This window comes from Alphaproteobacteria bacterium SS10, assembly GCA_019192455.1.
Classification (GTDB): domain Bacteria; phylum Pseudomonadota; class Alphaproteobacteria; order TMED2; family TMED2; genus TMED2.
Genome location: JAHCML010000006.1, coordinates 14,185 through 30,596, shown reverse-complemented (window position 1 = coordinate 30,596; position 16,412 = coordinate 14,185). Strand labels below are relative to the sequence as shown.

16 protein-coding genes are annotated in these 16,412 nt (G+C 58.9%); 10 read left to right on the top strand and 6 right to left on the bottom strand.

The features are described from left to right. Positions 1-10 precede the first annotated feature (10 nt). From KI792_10230 to KI792_10205, 6 genes are all read left to right on the top strand, one after another. Positions 11-1,495, top strand: coding sequence for a type II and III secretion system protein family protein (locus tag KI792_10230; GenBank protein MBV6633390.1), 1,485 nt, complete (start codon positions 11-13; stop codon positions 1,493-1,495). A 14-nt stretch (positions 1,496-1,509) separates the two neighbouring features. Beyond that, the gene (locus KI792_10225) at positions 1,510-2,130 is read left to right on the top strand and encodes a hypothetical protein (GenBank protein ID MBV6633389.1); all 621 of its coding nucleotides are present in this window, start codon (positions 1,510-1,512) and stop codon (positions 2,128-2,130) included. Positions 2,131-2,175: 45 nt separating this feature from the next. Beyond that, the gene (locus KI792_10220; GenBank protein ID MBV6633388.1) at positions 2,176-3,456 is read left to right on the top strand and encodes a hypothetical protein; all 1,281 of its coding nucleotides are present in this window, start codon (positions 2,176-2,178) and stop codon (positions 3,454-3,456) included. 380 nt (positions 3,457-3,836) lie between these two features. Continuing rightward, positions 3,837-5,279: a Flp pilus assembly complex ATPase component TadA gene (gene tadA / locus KI792_10215; GenBank protein MBV6633387.1), complete on the top strand. Its 1,443-nt coding sequence runs from the start codon at positions 3,837-3,839 to the stop codon at positions 5,277-5,279. Between the two features lie 49 nt (positions 5,280-5,328). Further along, a complete protein-coding gene (locus KI792_10210; protein ID MBV6633386.1) occupies positions 5,329-6,339 on the top strand; it encodes a type II secretion system F family protein in 1,011 nt (336 codons plus the stop codon). A gap of 6 nt (positions 6,340-6,345) precedes the next feature. Further along, positions 6,346-7,299 carry a type II secretion system F family protein gene (locus KI792_10205; protein ID MBV6633385.1) on the top strand — a complete coding sequence of 318 codons (954 nt, stop codon included), beginning with the start codon at positions 6,346-6,348 and terminating at the stop codon, positions 7,297-7,299. A 3-nt stretch (positions 7,300-7,302) separates the two neighbouring features. On the opposite strand, the gene KI792_10200 is transcribed toward KI792_10205, so the two are convergent. From KI792_10200 to KI792_10185, 4 genes are all read right to left on the bottom strand, one after another. Next, positions 7,303-7,902, bottom strand: a complete 600-nt coding sequence (locus tag KI792_10200) for a glutathione S-transferase family protein (GenBank protein MBV6633384.1) — start codon at positions 7,900-7,902, stop codon at positions 7,303-7,305. An 87-nt stretch (positions 7,903-7,989) separates the two neighbouring features. Beyond that, positions 7,990-9,267 carry a hypothetical protein gene (locus KI792_10195; protein ID MBV6633383.1) on the bottom strand — a complete coding sequence of 426 codons (1,278 nt, stop codon included), beginning with the start codon at positions 9,265-9,267 and terminating at the stop codon, positions 7,990-7,992. Between the two features lie 11 nt (positions 9,268-9,278). Continuing rightward, a complete protein-coding gene (locus KI792_10190) occupies positions 9,279-9,839 on the bottom strand; it encodes a pilus assembly protein N-terminal domain-containing protein (GenBank protein ID MBV6633382.1) in 561 nt (186 codons plus the stop codon). 183 nt (positions 9,840-10,022) lie between these two features. Next, positions 10,023-11,282 (bottom strand): MFS transporter, encoded by a 1,260-nt coding sequence (locus tag KI792_10185; GenBank protein MBV6633381.1) that lies wholly within the window; start codon positions 11,280-11,282, stop codon positions 10,023-10,025. A 244-nt stretch (positions 11,283-11,526) separates the two neighbouring features. Here KI792_10185 and KI792_10180 point away from each other — a divergent pair, with 244 nt between their 5' ends. From KI792_10180 to KI792_10165, 4 genes are all read left to right on the top strand, one after another. Next, entirely contained in the window at positions 11,527-12,102 is a 576-nt protein-coding gene (locus KI792_10180; GenBank protein MBV6633380.1) for a hypothetical protein, read from the top strand. Positions 12,103-12,220: 118 nt separating this feature from the next. Further along, positions 12,221-13,222 (top strand): calcium/sodium antiporter, encoded by a 1,002-nt coding sequence (locus tag KI792_10175; protein MBV6633379.1) that lies wholly within the window; start codon positions 12,221-12,223, stop codon positions 13,220-13,222. Positions 13,223-13,276: 54 nt separating this feature from the next. Next, on the top strand, positions 13,277-13,867 hold the full coding sequence (locus tag KI792_10170; GenBank protein MBV6633378.1) for an HAD-IB family phosphatase: 591 nt from the start codon (positions 13,277-13,279) through the stop codon (positions 13,865-13,867). Positions 13,868-13,918: 51 nt separating this feature from the next. Then, positions 13,919-14,503 (top strand): TerD family protein, encoded by a 585-nt coding sequence (locus KI792_10165; protein MBV6633377.1) that lies wholly within the window; start codon positions 13,919-13,921, stop codon positions 14,501-14,503. Here the strand turns inward: KI792_10165 and KI792_10160 are convergent. Together KI792_10160 and lpxK are read right to left on the bottom strand one after the other, a co-directional pair. After that, positions 14,459-15,430 carry a lauroyl acyltransferase gene (locus KI792_10160; protein MBV6633376.1) on the bottom strand — a complete coding sequence of 324 codons (972 nt, stop codon included), beginning with the start codon at positions 15,428-15,430 and terminating at the stop codon, positions 14,459-14,461. The genes KI792_10165 and KI792_10160 overlap by 45 nt on opposite strands. After that, complete coding sequence (gene lpxK, locus KI792_10155) at positions 15,420-16,412, bottom strand: tetraacyldisaccharide 4'-kinase (protein MBV6633375.1); 993 nt, start codon at positions 16,410-16,412, stop codon at positions 15,420-15,422. Before lpxK ends, KI792_10160 begins: the two co-directional genes overlap by 11 nt.

Sequence of the window (16,412 nt, the reverse complement as noted above, 5' to 3'; positions counted from 1 at the left end):
AAGGCGGCTAATGCAGAACCAACAGGCGATGGGAAACAGGTTAGAGATCCTGCATATCGATCCTTCATTGATGCATGATCATGCGCTCACAACAATCTGGCGCCGGGTTCATCGTGGCCTTGGCTATGCCGTCGGGTTTCTGGCGCTGGCCTTCCTACTCTTCGCCCTGGTTGGTGATAGCCACGCAGCCAATTTCGCCAAGGGCTCGCGCGATTTCCGAACGATTGAGCTGACCTTTGGCAAGGCCGAAGTCATTCAGCTGTCTCGCGATGCTGGCGAGATATTGGTCGGTGACAGCGCCATCGCCGATGCCCGTGTGCCGTCCCCTCGTCGCATCTATCTGTTGGGTCGTCAGCTGGGCAACACCACCGTCTTCGTCTTTGACCCGGATGGGGAGATCATCACCCGGCTTGAGATCCATGTGCGGATTGATGAGCTTACCCTCAACAACACGATGCAACGCCTCGTGCCGCAAGAGCGTGAGCTTGAGATTAGTACGGTAAATGGCGATGTGATCCTGGCGGGCAGTGTTAGCTCCCCCGCCGCTGCAGATCGTGTTCGTCGGGTTGCCCGCCGGTTCGTGACGGCGGATGAGAATGTCGTCGACATGATGGATGTTGCTGGTGAGCTGCAGGTCCTGCTGCGGGTCCGGATTGTCGAGTTGAGCCGTGAGGCGATCTATGAGTTGGGCACTGAGCTGAACTTTGGTGACGGCCTAGATCCAAACAACTCAGTCGATTTCCTGTTTAACGCACTGCCCGCGGTCGGCCTGTCCGCCACGCCGTTTGGTATTGGCCAGTTGCTGTTCTCACCCGGTGGCTTTGGCCCGCTATCCCTCATCATCAATGCCCTGGAGCAGGATGGCCTGATCCAGGTGCTGGCAGAACCAAACCTGACGGCGATCACCGGCGAGACGGCGCAGTTCCTGGTTGGTGGTGAGTTCCCGATCCCGATTGATTCCGATGATGACGGGGTCACCATTCAATTCCGGCCCTTTGGTGTCTCCCTTGCCTTCACCCCGACGGTGTTGAGCGAGGACCGCATCTCACTGCGCCTCGGCACCGAGGTATCAGCGCTTAGTAATGAGGCCGCCATTGTTCTGGCAGGCACCACAGTTCCTTCACTCACCGTAAACCGTGCTGAGACGGTGGTTGAGATGGGTAGCGGTGGCAGCCTGATGATTGCTGGCCTGATCCAATCAGAGGGGGTGAAGAACGCGAGTGGTCTGCCGGGCATTAAAGACGTGCCGGTGCTGGGCCAGCTTGCCCGCTCTGATGCGTTCTCTCGCAATGAGTCCGAGGTGGTGATCATGGTCACCCCGATCTTGGTGAAGCCGTACCGCAATGGCATTGCGCAGCCGGTCGCCAGCGCGCCACGGAGCACTTCCGTTGAGCTTGGAATGATGGACCGGTTGAAGACCGTCTATGGCGATGAGGCACTAACCGGTCTCGATGGCCCTGCCGCCACCGATGCCCCTGGCTATCTGCTGGATTAAAGGAGGATCAGACCATGGAATATCTGCGTGCCTGCCTCGCCTTACTCTTCTGCGGTGTAATTGTTGCCTGCGCTGGGGTTGAGGAGAAGTATCAAACCGTCACGCCAAACCAGTATCTGGACCTGGCCCCAAGCGCCCAGCGGATGGCCATCCCTGAGCCGGTGCTTGAGGCTGGCGGTGATGACCTATTCCAGGCGGTTAAGACCATCGCCAATGAGTATGATCGCCATGGCGGCAACCGCCTCCATGTGATTGTGGCGACCGAGAGCAGTGATCAGCGAGAGCGCTATGCCCGCATGCTGCGTATGGCATTCATGGATGCCGGTATCAGCGGTGACCGCATTGTCATCACCGGCGTCGCGGCCCAGCCCTATGGGGCTGTCGCTACCTTCCGTCGTTTGGATGTGGTGCTGCCCAACTGTCCAGATGTAATGCAGGCGAGCTCACCGCTTGGTTGTTCGCTGGATAAGCAGATTGGCCGGATGGCCGCCCGCCCTGCTGATCTGGCCGGTAATGACCGCCTGGCGACATCTGGCAGCCAGCCGAGTGTGCTGGCCGTTGAACGCGTGCGTACCGGTGATCCACCGCCGCCGCCACAATCCATCATTCTTCAAACCACTGACGCGGCGCGTTGATCGCGCAAGACCGGGCGCAGCTTAGGACCGAATAGGAGGCACTTTATGGGTAATCCAGCGATCCAACAGACCCTACTTCCACGGGCGACGATCGATGCATTCTTCACCGATCCGGCAACGGCGGAGGCGCTGCGCTCGACCGTTGAAGATTGGCGGATGGCGCGGATCACAATCAACACCATGGATGGCGGCCTAACCAAGGCGATGGAACACTATCGCCAGGCCCCGTCACCGGAGTTGGTCGCAGTTGAGCTTGATAATGCCGCCAATGATGTTGAGGGCGCGATTGATAAGCTGGCTGGCCATTGTCGTCCCGGTACCGGTGCGATTGTCCTCGGCCATACCAATGATGTCCGCCTGTATCGGCGCCTGACCGAGATGGGCGTTAGTGACTATCTGGTTGGTCCATATGGCCCTGAGGAGTTGATCGGTTCCTTCGCTAAGGGCCTGGCCAACGTTAGCGGTGCCAGCGGCAAACTAGTCGCCGTCGTCGGCGCCAAGGGTGGTGTCGGCACCACCAGCATGGCCCAGGCCATTGCCTGGCTGGCGGGGGAGAAGCGACAGGCGACAAGTTTCCTTGCCGATATGCAGGGCCTTGGCGGTACCAGCGGCATTGCCTTCGGATGTGAAGCCAAGCGCTCGCTCGATGAGCTTCTAGAGAGTATCGCCGACGGCAAGTTTGATGCGGAAATGTTGAGCCGCGTGGTCAGCCAGGTTGGTGACCATATCCAACTATTACCGGGCGGCCGCGGTGTTGCCTCGCCAGACCAATATGGATTTGAGGCGGTTGAGATGCTGATTGCCGAGGCCCGCACCCTGGCTGATGTGACCATCGTCGACTTGCCTGCTGGTTTGCATCCGCTGACCCGTCATGTGGCGGCGATGGCCGATCACGTTGTGCTGGTCACCACGCCACTTCTGACCTCGCTTCGCAATGCGCGGCTATTGCTTGATGAGTTAAAGCAGAAGCGGGGCAGCGACGCGCCAACAAGTGTGCTAGTCAACAAACAGGGCGCCCATGACCGGGCTGATTTGCCCGTCGATGCGATCAAGGACGCGCTGGAGCAGAAGTCAGTCCATAGCGTGCCCTTCGCACCAAACCTGTTCGCCCTCGCTGAGACCAATGGGAAATATTTCGACAACGATAAAACAACCCAGAAGGTGCTGCGCGATCTAGCCCCGTTGATCGACGCTATCTACCAGAAAGAAAGCGCCAGTGCTGGCCGTATCGCCAATGACCAGGTGTCGCGCAGTGCTGCCGCGCTGATGCCCGCCTCGGGCAAGCTGGGCGCGCTATTGGGCGGGCTAATGCCCGGCCGGGCGTAGGTAGGGGGCGTTAGCGTATGTTTGGCCGCCGCGCCGACCCAGTCAGGGATCCGTTTAAGCAGGATATGCGTCCGGCAGACGCGCCACCTGCTGGGCGTTCCTTTAGCGAGCCTGCGCCGCTTGAACCATCGGTTGAGCGCTCTGCACCCGTGGTCGCCGAGCCAATTGCCCCGCCACCGCAGTCACCGCAGCAAACGCCATCGGCAACGGATAGTTACCCGAGCGCCAATCCTTTTGACGATCCAGTCGATGAGCCTAACGAAGATACGGTTGGCACCCCACCCATCGGTGAGGAGCCACCGGATCTAAACACCGCCCTTCAAGCCGGTGCGGTCGGTGTGCCCGGACAGTCAGCTGATGCACCGATACCAGGTGATGCAATGCCAGCCGTGCAGGCACGGGAAGAGCCAACAGGGTTCGCGCGCCAACCAGCGCCACAGCCGACCCAAGCACCACAACCCCGCCCGACCGCCACGGCGCCGAAGCCGGCCAATGATCGCCCGCCAGCCTCAAAAGGGACGGGCGACTTCCAACCAAGCCGGGCACCGGACCTGTCTGAGCGTTACATTGCTGCCCGGGACATCGTCTTTGAGGACATTCGGCAGGGTGTTGATGTCACCAGCCTTGTGCGTTTGGATCGTGAGCGGGCGCGCCAGGATATCGAGACGGCGGTTGAGACCATCATCAACTTCCGCCGCCTCGACCTAACAGCGTCAGAGCAGTTCAGCCTGAGCCGAGAAGTCTGTGACGATATCCTCGGCTATGGCCCGCTTGAGCCGTTGCTGGCCCGTGACGATATCGCGGACATCATGGTGAACGGCCCTGAGACGGTCTACATCGAGACCGAGGGTAAGATCAGCCAGGCGCCGATCCGGTTTCGCGATAACCAGCACCTCATCAATATCTGTCAGAAGATCGTCTCGGCCGTTGGTCGACGGATTGATGAGAGCAGCCCGATCTGTGACGCCCGCTTACCCGATGGCAGCCGGGTTAACGCGATCATCCCACCGCTCGCCGTTGATGGCGCCACCCTCACCATTCGTAAGTTTAAGCAAGAGAAGCTGACGCTTGAGAAGTTGATGGAGTACGGCTCTGTCGACCAGGCAGCGGCCACCGTACTGCGTGTCGCCGCCGCCAGCCGGTGCAACATTCTAATCTCTGGCGGTACCGGTTCGGGCAAGACGACGATGCTCAACTGCCTGACCGGCTACATCAGCCATGGCGAGCGCGTTATCACCTGCGAGGATGCCTGCGAGCTTCAGCTACAGCAGCCGCATGTGGTGCGCCTGGAGACCCGGCCCCCGAACCTTGAGGGCGAGGGCGAGGTCTTGATGCGGGATCTCGTTAAAAACTGCCTACGGATGCGGCCTGATCGGATCATCGTGGGTGAGGTCCGTGGACCCGAGGCGTTTGACCTGCTTCAGGCGATGAATACGGGCCATGACGGTTCAATGGGCACAATTCACGCCAACAACCCGCGGGAGGGGTTGAGCCGGGTCGAGAACATGATTGCCATGGGCAATATCTCTATCCCACCTGCGGCCATTCGTGAGCAGATTGCCGCCGCCATCAATGTGGTGGTGCAGTGTCAGCGACTGCGCGACGGGTCGCGCCGGGTCACCCACATCACCGAGGTCGCGGGCATGGAGGGTGATGTGGTCACCCTGCAGGATTTAGTGCGGTTTGAGGTGACCGGCGAGGACCGGGACGGCAACCTCGTCGGCCGTCATGTTGCAACCGGCCTGCGGCCAAAGTTCTGGGAGAAAGCCCGGTATTACGGCCTGCATGGTGAACTGCTGGAGGCACTGGAAGCGGCCCATTAATGCGGGTGCCCTGGCACCACCAATCGGCCAAGAGTAAGTGTTAGCGCCAATGACAGAACAGCAATGGCAACTGATCACCGCCTTCTTTGAACGGTACCGTGAAATCATTGCCTTATCCGCCGCCTTGATCGCCATCGGTGGCACCGGTGCTGGCATCTGGTTCGCCCGCTATTGGCATCTGCGCAATCGCATCAATAATGTGGTTAAGGCAGCCGGGCAAAGCCGCCAGGTCGGTGCGGCGCGCACCAATGACCTGTCCAGCATCGAAAAGCGCCTGCGCTCCGCTGAGAAGAAGAAGGATGAGAAAGAACAGGCGGCACGGTCGGTTGAAGACCGGATCGCCGAGGCTGGTCTGCCGATTGACGTCAAACAGTTTTGGCAGATTGCGGCTGGCCTTGCACTGGGAGCGGCGGCCGTTGGCTATGCCGCGCAACAGAACCTTCAACTTGCCCTAACCCTGTCTATTACCGCGGGTCTTGGCGTGCCGTTCATGGTGTTGACCATCCTGGGGCGGCGCCGGATGCGGCAGTTCCTATCCTCTCTCCCTGATGCCCTTGATGTGATGGTTCGGGGTTTGAAGGCGGGTCTGCCAGTTAACGAGGCGCTCGCCATGATTGGCCGCGAGTTTAAGGGGCCCATTGCGACCGAGTTTGCAATCGTGACGGATGAACAGGCGGCCGGTTTCTCCCTTGCTGATGCGTTGGAGCGGTGTGCCAAGCGTATGCCGCTGCAAGAGATGCATATGCTGGCCATCGCGCTTGCGATCCAGTCCCAAACGGGTGGTTCCTTGTCCGAAACACTACAGAATTTGGCGGATGTGATACGTGCGCGTTTTAAGTTGAAACGTAAGGTCCAGGCAATGACCAGTGAGGCTAAGGCCTCGGCCGGTATCATCGGCTCGCTGCCATTCTTCCTATCCGGTGCCATCATCACCGTGGCACCGGAATACATGAACCCGATGTGGGACACCAAAATCGGCAACCTGCTGGTCGCCGGTGCCATCTTCTGGATGATCATTGGCATCGGGGTCATGGCTAAGATGATCCATTTCAAGGTTTAGGCGCCCATGATTGAGTTCTTTTCAGAGTTCATTGAGAGCGGCGAGATCTGGACCTGGGCCGCCGCTGCCGGGGCCATGATCTCGGTTATCTATGCTGGCCTCCCCTTGCTGGACCGTGCTGATCAGCGCGAGCGGGTAAAGGCCGTGGTGGTTGAGCGGCGACGCAACCTTGCTGCCACCCAGCGGCAGGAGATGGAGGCAAATGCCGCCCTGATCCGCCGCAACGCCTCGCAGAGCCTGGCTGAGCTGTTTCAGATCGAACGCTATGCCGGTCTTGCAAGCGCGCGAGAGAAGCTCGCCGCCGCTGGTTATCGCAGTCCGCGTGCAGCGCTGATTTACATGACGGCCCGGTTGGCGGCCCCGGCAATCATGGCGGTCCTGGCCTTCATCTACACCACTGGCTTTGACATCTCGAACACCGAGCGGATGGGGATCATTGTCGCTACCGCTGTATTCGGCTTCTTCCTGCCATTGCTGTTCGTGATTAACGCCGCGCAGAAACGGAAGGATGAGGTCGCCAACAACTTCCCCGACGCCCTCGATCTGATGCTGGTCTGTGTTGAAGGTGGGCTCAGTGTTGAGGCCGCCATCGACCGTGTTGCCCATGAGATTGAGGAGCAATCCACCGTGTTGGGGGAGGAGCTGGGCTTGTTAAGTGCTGAGCTTGCCCTGCTGGGGGATCGCTCTGGCGCGTTTAAGAACTTCGCCACTAGGATCAGCGAACCCTCGGCCCGCACCTTCGCCAATACCCTGATCCAGGCTGAGAAATACGGTACATCGCTTGGCCGCGCGCTACGGACACTCGCCGGTGACCTACGTGATCAGCGCATGTCGAAGGCTGAGCGGATCGCTGCCGCCTTGCCCGCCAAGCTCACCGTACCAATGATCCTGTTCTTCCTGCCCGGCCTGTTCGTCACCATCCTGGGCCCCGCCATCATCAAGGTGATGCAGACCTTCTAGGGGTTAAGGCGTGGCGCTGAGATCAATCACGCTGCCAGTGCGCGCAATCCAACGACTGATGCCCGGATAACGGCCAAGGTCGAACCCGCCATCGCCTGCATATTGGGTGTAGGCCACCAGCGCGATATCAGCGAGTGAGATTGAACCGCCAACCAGCCAATCACGTTTGCTCAAGCTCGCTTCCATATGGTCGAGGGCGGCATAGCCCCGATCCAGAAGTTTTGGCTCAATCTCATCATCAGCCTTGTTGGCATAGATCTTCATGAACCGTCGGACCGCGATGGCAGGTTCGTGGCTGTATTGTTCCCAAAACATCCACTCATGTATCTGGGCGCGGGCGAAAGCCTCGCTTGGGATCAGCGCAGAACCCTCAGCCAGATGCAGGGTGATGGCGTTAGATTGGGTTAATACGCGGCCATCGCTGAACCGCACCGCCGGTATCTGACCCCATGGGTTTATGGCAAGGAAGGCCTCATCCCGGCTCTCACCGGCCATGATATCGATCTCTTCCCAGTCATAGCTGAGATCCAAATGTCGGGCGGTATAGAGAACTTTAAGGCAGTTGCCGGATCGGCGGTCGCCAAAGATCGTGAAGCGATCCATTGAACAAGCTCATGGTGCGGCGGTCATTGAGGTCCCCGCACCATAGCGTCTAGTTAGGTATTGCCCAACACGGACAGATAGCGGCGCCTACCGGGATGCTTGCTGGTTGCTGCTAGCTTCCGCAGGGTCGATCAGGAAGTCTATGGCCATCCGATCTTCCACCGCCCGCTCAAAGATCGCCACATCCGGCTTCAGCTGGAAGGACAGGGCAATGCCCTTTGCGTCACCTTGCATGGTGATCGTCTCAACCGAACGCTCCAGCTCTTTGGTCAGTTTTGGCAGGTTGGCGACGATGGTGGCGGGCAGCTTGACCGTTACCAATCCATCATCATTCTCGACACTGATCGCGCCGGGTGCCAGGCGTGGCAGGACCAGGCGATCAAAGCTCTCAAACGTTCCGGTTTGGAAGCTGCGCGGATCTGCGCCCCGATCCACCGCCCATTCACGGCGTGGATGGCGGGTTGGTTCGGCGGGCTCACCGCTAGTCCTGGTTGGCAGGCTGAGCGCAAGCATGGGCTTCAGCCGTTGCTGGCTTGCCATGGTGCTGACCAGCTGCAGGTTGGCCTGAACCGTGGGGTCATCACCGGCCAGTTGCAGCGCTTGGCGAAGGCTAGATTGCGCCATCGCTAGCTCCCCACTCTGGGCGTAGGACATGGCGAGGTTATTTAGGGTTCGGTGGCTATCGCCAATGCCATGGGCCAGGGCTGACTGATACGCCGCCTGGGCCTCCCGGTGATTGGTCATGGCGTCCAGGGTGGTTGCCAGGACATGGTAGGCTTCAGCCAGGGTGGGGTCGGCATCAACGGCCCAGCGGGCGGATTGAACCGCAGCGGCCAGACGCTTCACCTTTAGGTTTGCCTTGGCATAGGCAATCAGCGCCTGCGGCGTCGCGGATTCTGGCTCGGCAAATGGTTTAAGAACCGCCAAGGCTTGATCGGCAGAGCCTGAGCGACGCAGGGCCTCCGCATATTTGATGGCCAGCCGCTCATCCCGTTGATCGCGGTAGTAGAGCAGCGCGTAGTAAGCGGCTGCTGCGCTGAAATCGCTGCGGGCGACCGCGCTGCGGGCCTGCTCTTCAATCACGCCGGGCAGGGCCTGTGCCACCTCAGAGGGCGGCAGAGAATCACTGTTGGCGCTCGGCTCGAACGCATCGCCTAGGATTTTACTCTCTGGCACGGGCACAGGTGGGCCAGCGAAAATCCCGTCGGAATCACCGACCGGTCCGTTGGTGTGGAGGCCAGAGCGTTCACCCGGTGCGGTCGCCGCATTACAGGCGGCAAGCAATGGCAATAGCAGAGCCACGGCACCATTGCGGCGCCAGGTCCGGCCAGTGGTTTGGGGCTGTGTCAGCTGGATATGGGTCATCATTCTTCCCCTTACTCGCTGTTCGCGGCAGCGTTGGGTTCAGTGCCGTTGATGCTGGGGTTGGCTGGCGCGGTCGCCAGCAATGGCAGGGTGATGCAATCACCGGCACAGAACTCAACGGTGGATTCCGGGCAGCGGCTACCGGTTGGGCAGCCCCGGGTGACCCGTAGGCTTCGGTTATTCCGACCAGAGATGATCACCTGTGCCTCGAGCATCGGGCGATCCAGGTCATCAAGCACGGTGAGGGAGGTCGCAGAGAGCTGGCGTGGGATCAGCAGCAACCGCTGTGGGCTATCGAGCACCGCACTGACCGTGTCAGGGGCGGCAACGATCACGGCACCTGCTGGCCGGGGTAGCTCAACAATCCGGGCCTGTGCGGGGCCGAGGCGAAGGATACGCCGAATAACCTCGGGCTGCTCTTCCTCTACTTCTTCTTCCAGTAACCGGGTGCCGGTTAGGTCATCATCGCCAAAGCCGGTGGGTGCGACCAGGCTTGCGGGCTCTGCGCCCGTGGACGGGTCCTGCAGCGATTGTGCATGCACGGGACCAGCAAGCAGTAGAAGTAAGGTCAAGAAGCCAAGGCGCCAAAATATTTGGCTATTAAATAAAAATCTATCCATAACGCTCCCCAATACGCCTAGATCATCTATTTGACCTAGTAATTGGCGCGGCGCAACATTTGTAAAGCGTGCTATATTTGCGGCTAAATTAGATAGATTTTTGCCTTTGGTTTATCGATTGCTGTATTGGCTACTTTAAGCACTCGCAGCCCTGGTGGCCGCACCTGCCTTCAGTCTTGGGTATTGGGTCAGCATTAGCAGGTAAGCACCGGCCAGATAGGCAAGGGCACCGCCGACAATCGCGCTGCCGCCATAGCCATAATCCAGAGCTATGCCAAAGATCGGCGGCGCAATTGCCGTTGATAGCACCATCAAGGCAGAGACCAGTGCCCGCACGGCCCCCAAATCGGCAAGGCCGTAAACCTCTGCCCACATGGCATTCAGGATCGGGATCGCCGTCCCGGTTGAGATGCCCGCCAAAAGGAAGAGTAGGGCACCGCCCAGCTTCGCATCCGTACTGGCAAAGATGGTCATGCCCAGGGCCAAGGGGATGCAGGTGATCGGCACCAGTTTGGTGGCTGAAAGCTTATCGACAATCGGTCCAATGGTGAGTGAGGCGCTGAGGGAGCCCACAGCGTAGAGGGAAAAGAAGGCCGCCATCTCAGCGAGAGGCCAGCCGCGATCGGTGGCCAGGGCCTGTTGGTGAAAGAAGATGCCGGTCAGGATAAAGGGTGGCGCCAGGATATAGGGCATGATGCCAATGAACCGACCATCACGGATCAGTTCGCTCTGCTTGATCCGTTTGCCCTCACTCGGTTGCTCGGCGCGTTCAGCGGCAAGGGCGGCATCACGTTGCCCCTGGCCCCGCAGTAACAGCCAGATTGCCGGCAGGATGATCAGCACAAGAAATCCGGCGATCATCAACCAGCTGGCACGCCAATGTAGGCCAGCACTAACCAGTAGCAGCGTGATGGCAGGCGGCCAAAATGCCTCCCCCAATGGCATGCCAAGGGCGCTAACGCTGAGGCCCTTACCGCGATTGGGGCCCAGATAACGGGCCATGGTCACGGTCGCGATATGCCCAAACAGCCCCTGACCAGTCAGCCTAAGGCCGAACAGGGCGATAAACAGCATGATCGGATGGATCGCTGTCGCCATCAAAACCGCCGCCACGGTGTAGCCCAGCAGGACAATGGTCGTGTAGCGGCGCAGCTCAACATCATCGACCTTCAATCCGGCCCAGATAATCGTTGCGGCGCTTAGGCAGGTGGCGGCGAGATAGATGGCGCCGAACTCACCATGGCTTAAACTGAACGCCTCGCGCAGGGGCTCATTGAACAGGCTGATGAAGAAGGTTTGTCCAAAGCTGGAGCAGAAGGTCATCGCCATCCCAAAAACCAGCAAGGATGGGTGGCTGGCGATAAAGTGAAGGTAGGCTTTCAGGCCCTGGGGCATCTTGGGCGGCAATGCATCTACGATGGCTGATCGGGCCGGAGACTGCGCCGCTTTCATGGAAACGGCAATGACCAAAACGGCTTAGCTGCGTTGCCTGCGACTGGCTGTCCTATTTCGATGCTTGCGGTGCAGCACGGGAAGGCATGACAAGCATATCGGTGACTGCTAGAACTTTCAGGGTCTTACCTATCCCGCACCGCTGGCGATCCGCCCGGGCGGCTTTCTAACAATCGATGGACGCGCCATGACCACGACCCTGGATCAAGGGCAAAGCGTAAGCGTATCGGGTGCCGCCGGTGCCTTTGGCGAAATTCAAGTCAAACTCATGTGGAGTGATAAGGCCGATAAGGGCAAGGGCTCTGACATCGACCTGGATTTGGGCTGCTTGTTCGAACTGAATGATGGCTATTTGGGTTGCATTCAGGCGCTTGGCGACATGTATGGCGCCTTCGGTGCTGAGCCATATATCGAGTTGGATAAGGATGATCGGACCGGCGGCTCCGCTGGTGAGACGATCCGCATCAATGGCGACCATTGGGCCGATATCAAGCGGGTTTGCATCTTTGCCTATATTTATGACGGCGTGCCGAACTGGTCGTTGATCGACTGCCTGGCCCAAGTTCTGGTCCCTAGCCAAGAGCCGATCATGGTTGAGCTTGAGAATGCGCGGAGTGATCGGGGCATGTGCGCCATCGCCATGCTTGAGAACAAGAACAACGCGTTCGAAGTGAAGAAGCTGAACCAGTATTTCCGGACCCATAAGGATCTGGATGAGCATTATGGATTCGGTCTCCGCTGGGAGATTGGCAGCAAGGACTAACGGCACCACATTATGTTGTGCCGGTCGTTTCCTCGACGAACTCTTCCACACACCACATCGCCAGCCCATAGCCTGCCACGGATGTCCGTCGCAGCGGCGCGATGAGATAGGACCCTAGATGCCCGATAGTATCTCTCTCAGCTTTGCCGATCTGTTGTTCTTGTCGGCAGGGGCGATTGGTTTAGGGATCTACCTGTTGGTTAAGGGCGGTGGTGCCGTTGTCGATGGCTCAATCTACATCGCAAAGCAGTTTGGCATTCCGCCGATGGTGGTGGGTTTCACCATCGTTGCCTTCGGGACGTCGCTGCCTGAACTGCTGGTCTCGGTAAACGCGAATTTGAAGGGGTTTGGCGGCATTGCTATCGGTAATGTGGTCGGCTCAAACATCGCCAATATCTTGCTTATCCTGGGCGTAACCGCCGTTTTGGCCCCCCTGACCGTTAAGCGGAGTGAGGTCACACGGGACATCGTGGTCATGCTGCTGGCAACGGCGGTGCTGGTCATTGCGATGTTTACTGGCCTAATCACCCGACTGCAGGGCGGGCTGATGCTGGCCGCTCTGATCGGCTATGTGATCTATCAGTATGTTGAGGCCCAGAAGAATAAGCTGCCGCCACCGGAAGAGGTGGATGAGGCGGATTTCCCCAATATGCGCGCCTGTATGATGGCGCTGTTCCTCGGTTTGGTTGGGGTCAGCCTGGGCTCCGAGATGCTGGTGCGCGGTACCATTGTCTCCGCAAACGCGATTGGCGTACCTGAATCTGTGGTTGCCCTGACCGTCGTCGCGTTCGGTACGTCCCTGCCGGAATTGGCGACCTGTATCGTTGCGATCCGTAAGAAAGAGCTGGACCTGGTTTTCGGCAACATCGTTGGCTCCAACGTCTTCAACGTCCTCTCCATCATCGGCATTACCTCGCTGGTCGCGCCTATTGCCGTTGATCCACACCTGCTCGGTCTGAGCCTCTATGTGATGGTCGGCACCACTGTCGCCTTCTCGGTCTGGGTGTTGGTGACCCAACATCTACCGCGCCTGTTAGGCATCGTGATGCTCCTCGGATATCTGAGCTTTATCGGGGCTGAGTACTACACAACCGCAGTCCAACCGGCGGTTGGTGGTTAGTTGGGTCTGGGCTAGAGAGACAGTACAAGGCACAGCCATCCAGGGATTGGCATCATGGCGCGCCAATTGGCGGTTTTTGATCTCGATAACACGCTAACCAAGGGCGATACGCTGGTGCCCTGGTTGGTTGGTATTGCCGGGCGCCTTCGTTTTGCGCGAGCTTTGCGCCAGGCAAGCTGGGCACGTTTTACTGCCCCTAAGGGCGCCGATCGCCGAACCGTGTTTAAAGAAGCGCTCCAAATCCCCTGCCTGTCTGGCGTACCGGTTGATTACGCAGTTTCGATGGCCCAACGGGTAGCGCCGAGGCTGCGCTGGAAGCAGCTGGCGCCGAACGCGCTCAATAAGCACAAGCAGGATGATGTAACCGTCCTCGTTGCAACGGGTGCCGCCCGTTTGGCGGCCGAGCACTTCGTTGCCCATCGCTTTGGATCAGATATCACCGTGATTGGAACGGAATTAGCCGTTGATGGTAAAGGCAACCTGACGGGGCGGCTTGATGGTGGTAACTGTGTCCGCCAAGAAAAGAAGCGGCAGGTTGAGGCATGGATTGCCAAACAGGGCCCCTTTGATGAGATTTGGGGCTATGGCAATAAACCCCATGATTTGCCGATGTTGGAGTTGGTGGATCACGCCACCATTGTTTAAGTGAGATTGGGCAGTGATGCCGATCTTGGGCCGGTATTGAGAGTGTGAGCTATGGTTGTTTCGGTAAGCCGCGGCGATCAAATTGATTTGGCAGATGCCGATCCCGAACTGAATGACCTGCTGGTTGGTCTCGGTTGGGATGCGAGTGATGAGAAGGGGCAAGAGATCGATCTCGATGCCTCAATCTTCATGCTTGGGCCGGGCAACCGCGTGCGTTCCAGCGCCGACATCATCTTCTACAATCAGATGGAATCAGAATGCGGTTCTATCACCTTGTCCCAGGATAACCGGACAGGTGTGGGTGATGGGGATGATGAGTTCCTGAACGTGAACCTCTCCATGATCCCGGAAGATGTGCAAAAGCTCGCCATCGCGGTCTCAATCTATGAGGCTGAAGAGCGGGAACAGAATTTTGGGATGGTCAGCGCCTCATTCGTGCGCCTTGTTAACACCCAGACCAACAAAGAAATCGCGCGCTATGACCTGCGTGAGGAGTCATCCACCGAGACGGCCTTTGTGTTTGGAGAGATCCTGCGCAGCGGCGAGAATAAGTGGTCCTTCCGCGCCCTCGGTCGCGGCTTTAGCGGTGAGCTACGCTTCCTCTGTGACCTTTTCGGTGTCACCGTCGAGGACTGATGCCTTCGGCTCCGTAAACGCCTCGGCGGGCCAGCGGTTGTGAAGCCACAGCCACTGTTCTGGCCGCTCCTTAATCCACTCTTCCAGCTGTGCGTTCAGCTCGGTCATCAGGACCAGCGTGTCGTGTTGCCGGTCACCGGTGACCTCTGGCTCAATCGGTGGCATGACGGTTACCCGAAACCGGCAACCCTCTAGCCGCTCAGTCCGGATCATTAGCAGGGCGGTCTCAAACTTGAAGGTGAAGCTGGCAACCGCTGGTGCGGTCATCGCCGGCACGCCAAAGAAGGGTACGGGGATGCCCTCATTCAGCTTCTGATCGATCAGCAGGGCGAGATTGCCGCCCTTCTTCAAATGGGCCAGGGCCTGCCTGCCGCCCTCTGCGCCTTTGAAGAAGAAGATGCGGCTGGCATGACGACGTAGCCACAGTAGCAGCGGGTTCACGTAGATGTTGTTGAGGCGTCGATAGATGAAGCCGAGTTCGATGCCGTAGCGCCGTGCCCCAACCTGGGCCACCTCCCAATTCGCTAGGTGGCCAGAGACCATGACGCATTGGGTTGCGTTCTCAGTAATCTTGTTCAGATGCTCAAAACCAACCCGCTCGATCCGCCTTTCAGCCTGATCCCAGATGCGTTTCAGATGCGGGTATTCGGCAACCGTGCGGCCTAGATTATCCCACATTCCGAGGATGATGGCCTCGCGCTCGGCCTCCTCAATCTCTGGCATCATGCGTGTCAGGTTGCGACGTGCGCGTTTGGTGACGCCCAGGCGTGGTCCAATCTTTCGTCCCAGCCAACTGCCAAGGGCAGACGCCCAATCGGTCGGCAATAACCAGAAAAAGCCGAACAGCAGATAAACAGGAATTGCCTGCAGGGGGTAGGTCACCCACCGCTCAACTGGTGTTACAGGGCGTCTGCCATCACGTGCCATGCTGAGCCTCCATCGCTGGAGATAGTAGGGGCTTCAGCAGGTGATCGAGGCAGGCCTCATCATCAAAAACCAAAGAGATTGGTAGATGCTTAACCTGTGCCCGCCATTCGGGGCTTAGGCGTACCCAATCCTTCTCGGTCACCACCAGCTTGGCATTTTGTTCGCTAGCGCGCTTGGCATAGGCCGTCATATCGGCATCGGAGAGTGGCGCGTGATCTGCCAATTCGATCCGATCAACAATATCGACACCTTGGCTCGTAAGTAGGTTGGCAAAGCTCGCCGGGTCAGCGATGCCAGCAAGGCTGACCCAGCGTCCCTCTTGAAGTCGAGCGATGGCGTCAGGATCGGCCTGATACTGGCCAACCATCAGCTGCAGACCAAGTAAGCTTGAATGCTCCGGCTCACCAACTGAGATTAAGGCATCGGCTCGGGCTATACCCTTCGCCATACTCTCACGCAGCGGGCCCGCCGGGATGGCCTGGCCATTTCCAAAACCACGATGGCCTTTTACGGTCAGCAGGGTGCGATCCTTTGGCGGCACTGGGCTTTGCATGCCGTCATCTTGAATGATCAGTGAGGCACCTGCGTCAATTGCCGCTTGCGCGCCGGCATGACGGTCCTTTGCGACCCAACAAGGGCCGTTCTCTGCGAGCAGTAGTGGTTCATCGCCCACCTGATCGGCGGTATGCCGCTCGGTATTGACCTGGACTGGACCGGGAAGGGTGCCGCCATAGCCTCGGCTTAGGAAATGGGGCGTCGCATCAGGCGTCAACGCCTTAGCCCGCCCATACACAAAACGTGCGAGGGGCGTTTTCCCACCGCCACCGGCGGTTAGGTTACCAACGCAGATAACCGGGACGCTTAGGCGCTGTGCTGGGCGCTTCAGTCGATGTGCGGTCACGCTGGCATACATCCAACCCAAAGGGGCCAGGCAGGTGCTTAGCAGGCCAGGTGGTGCGTACCAGAAGGATGGGGTGGTCAG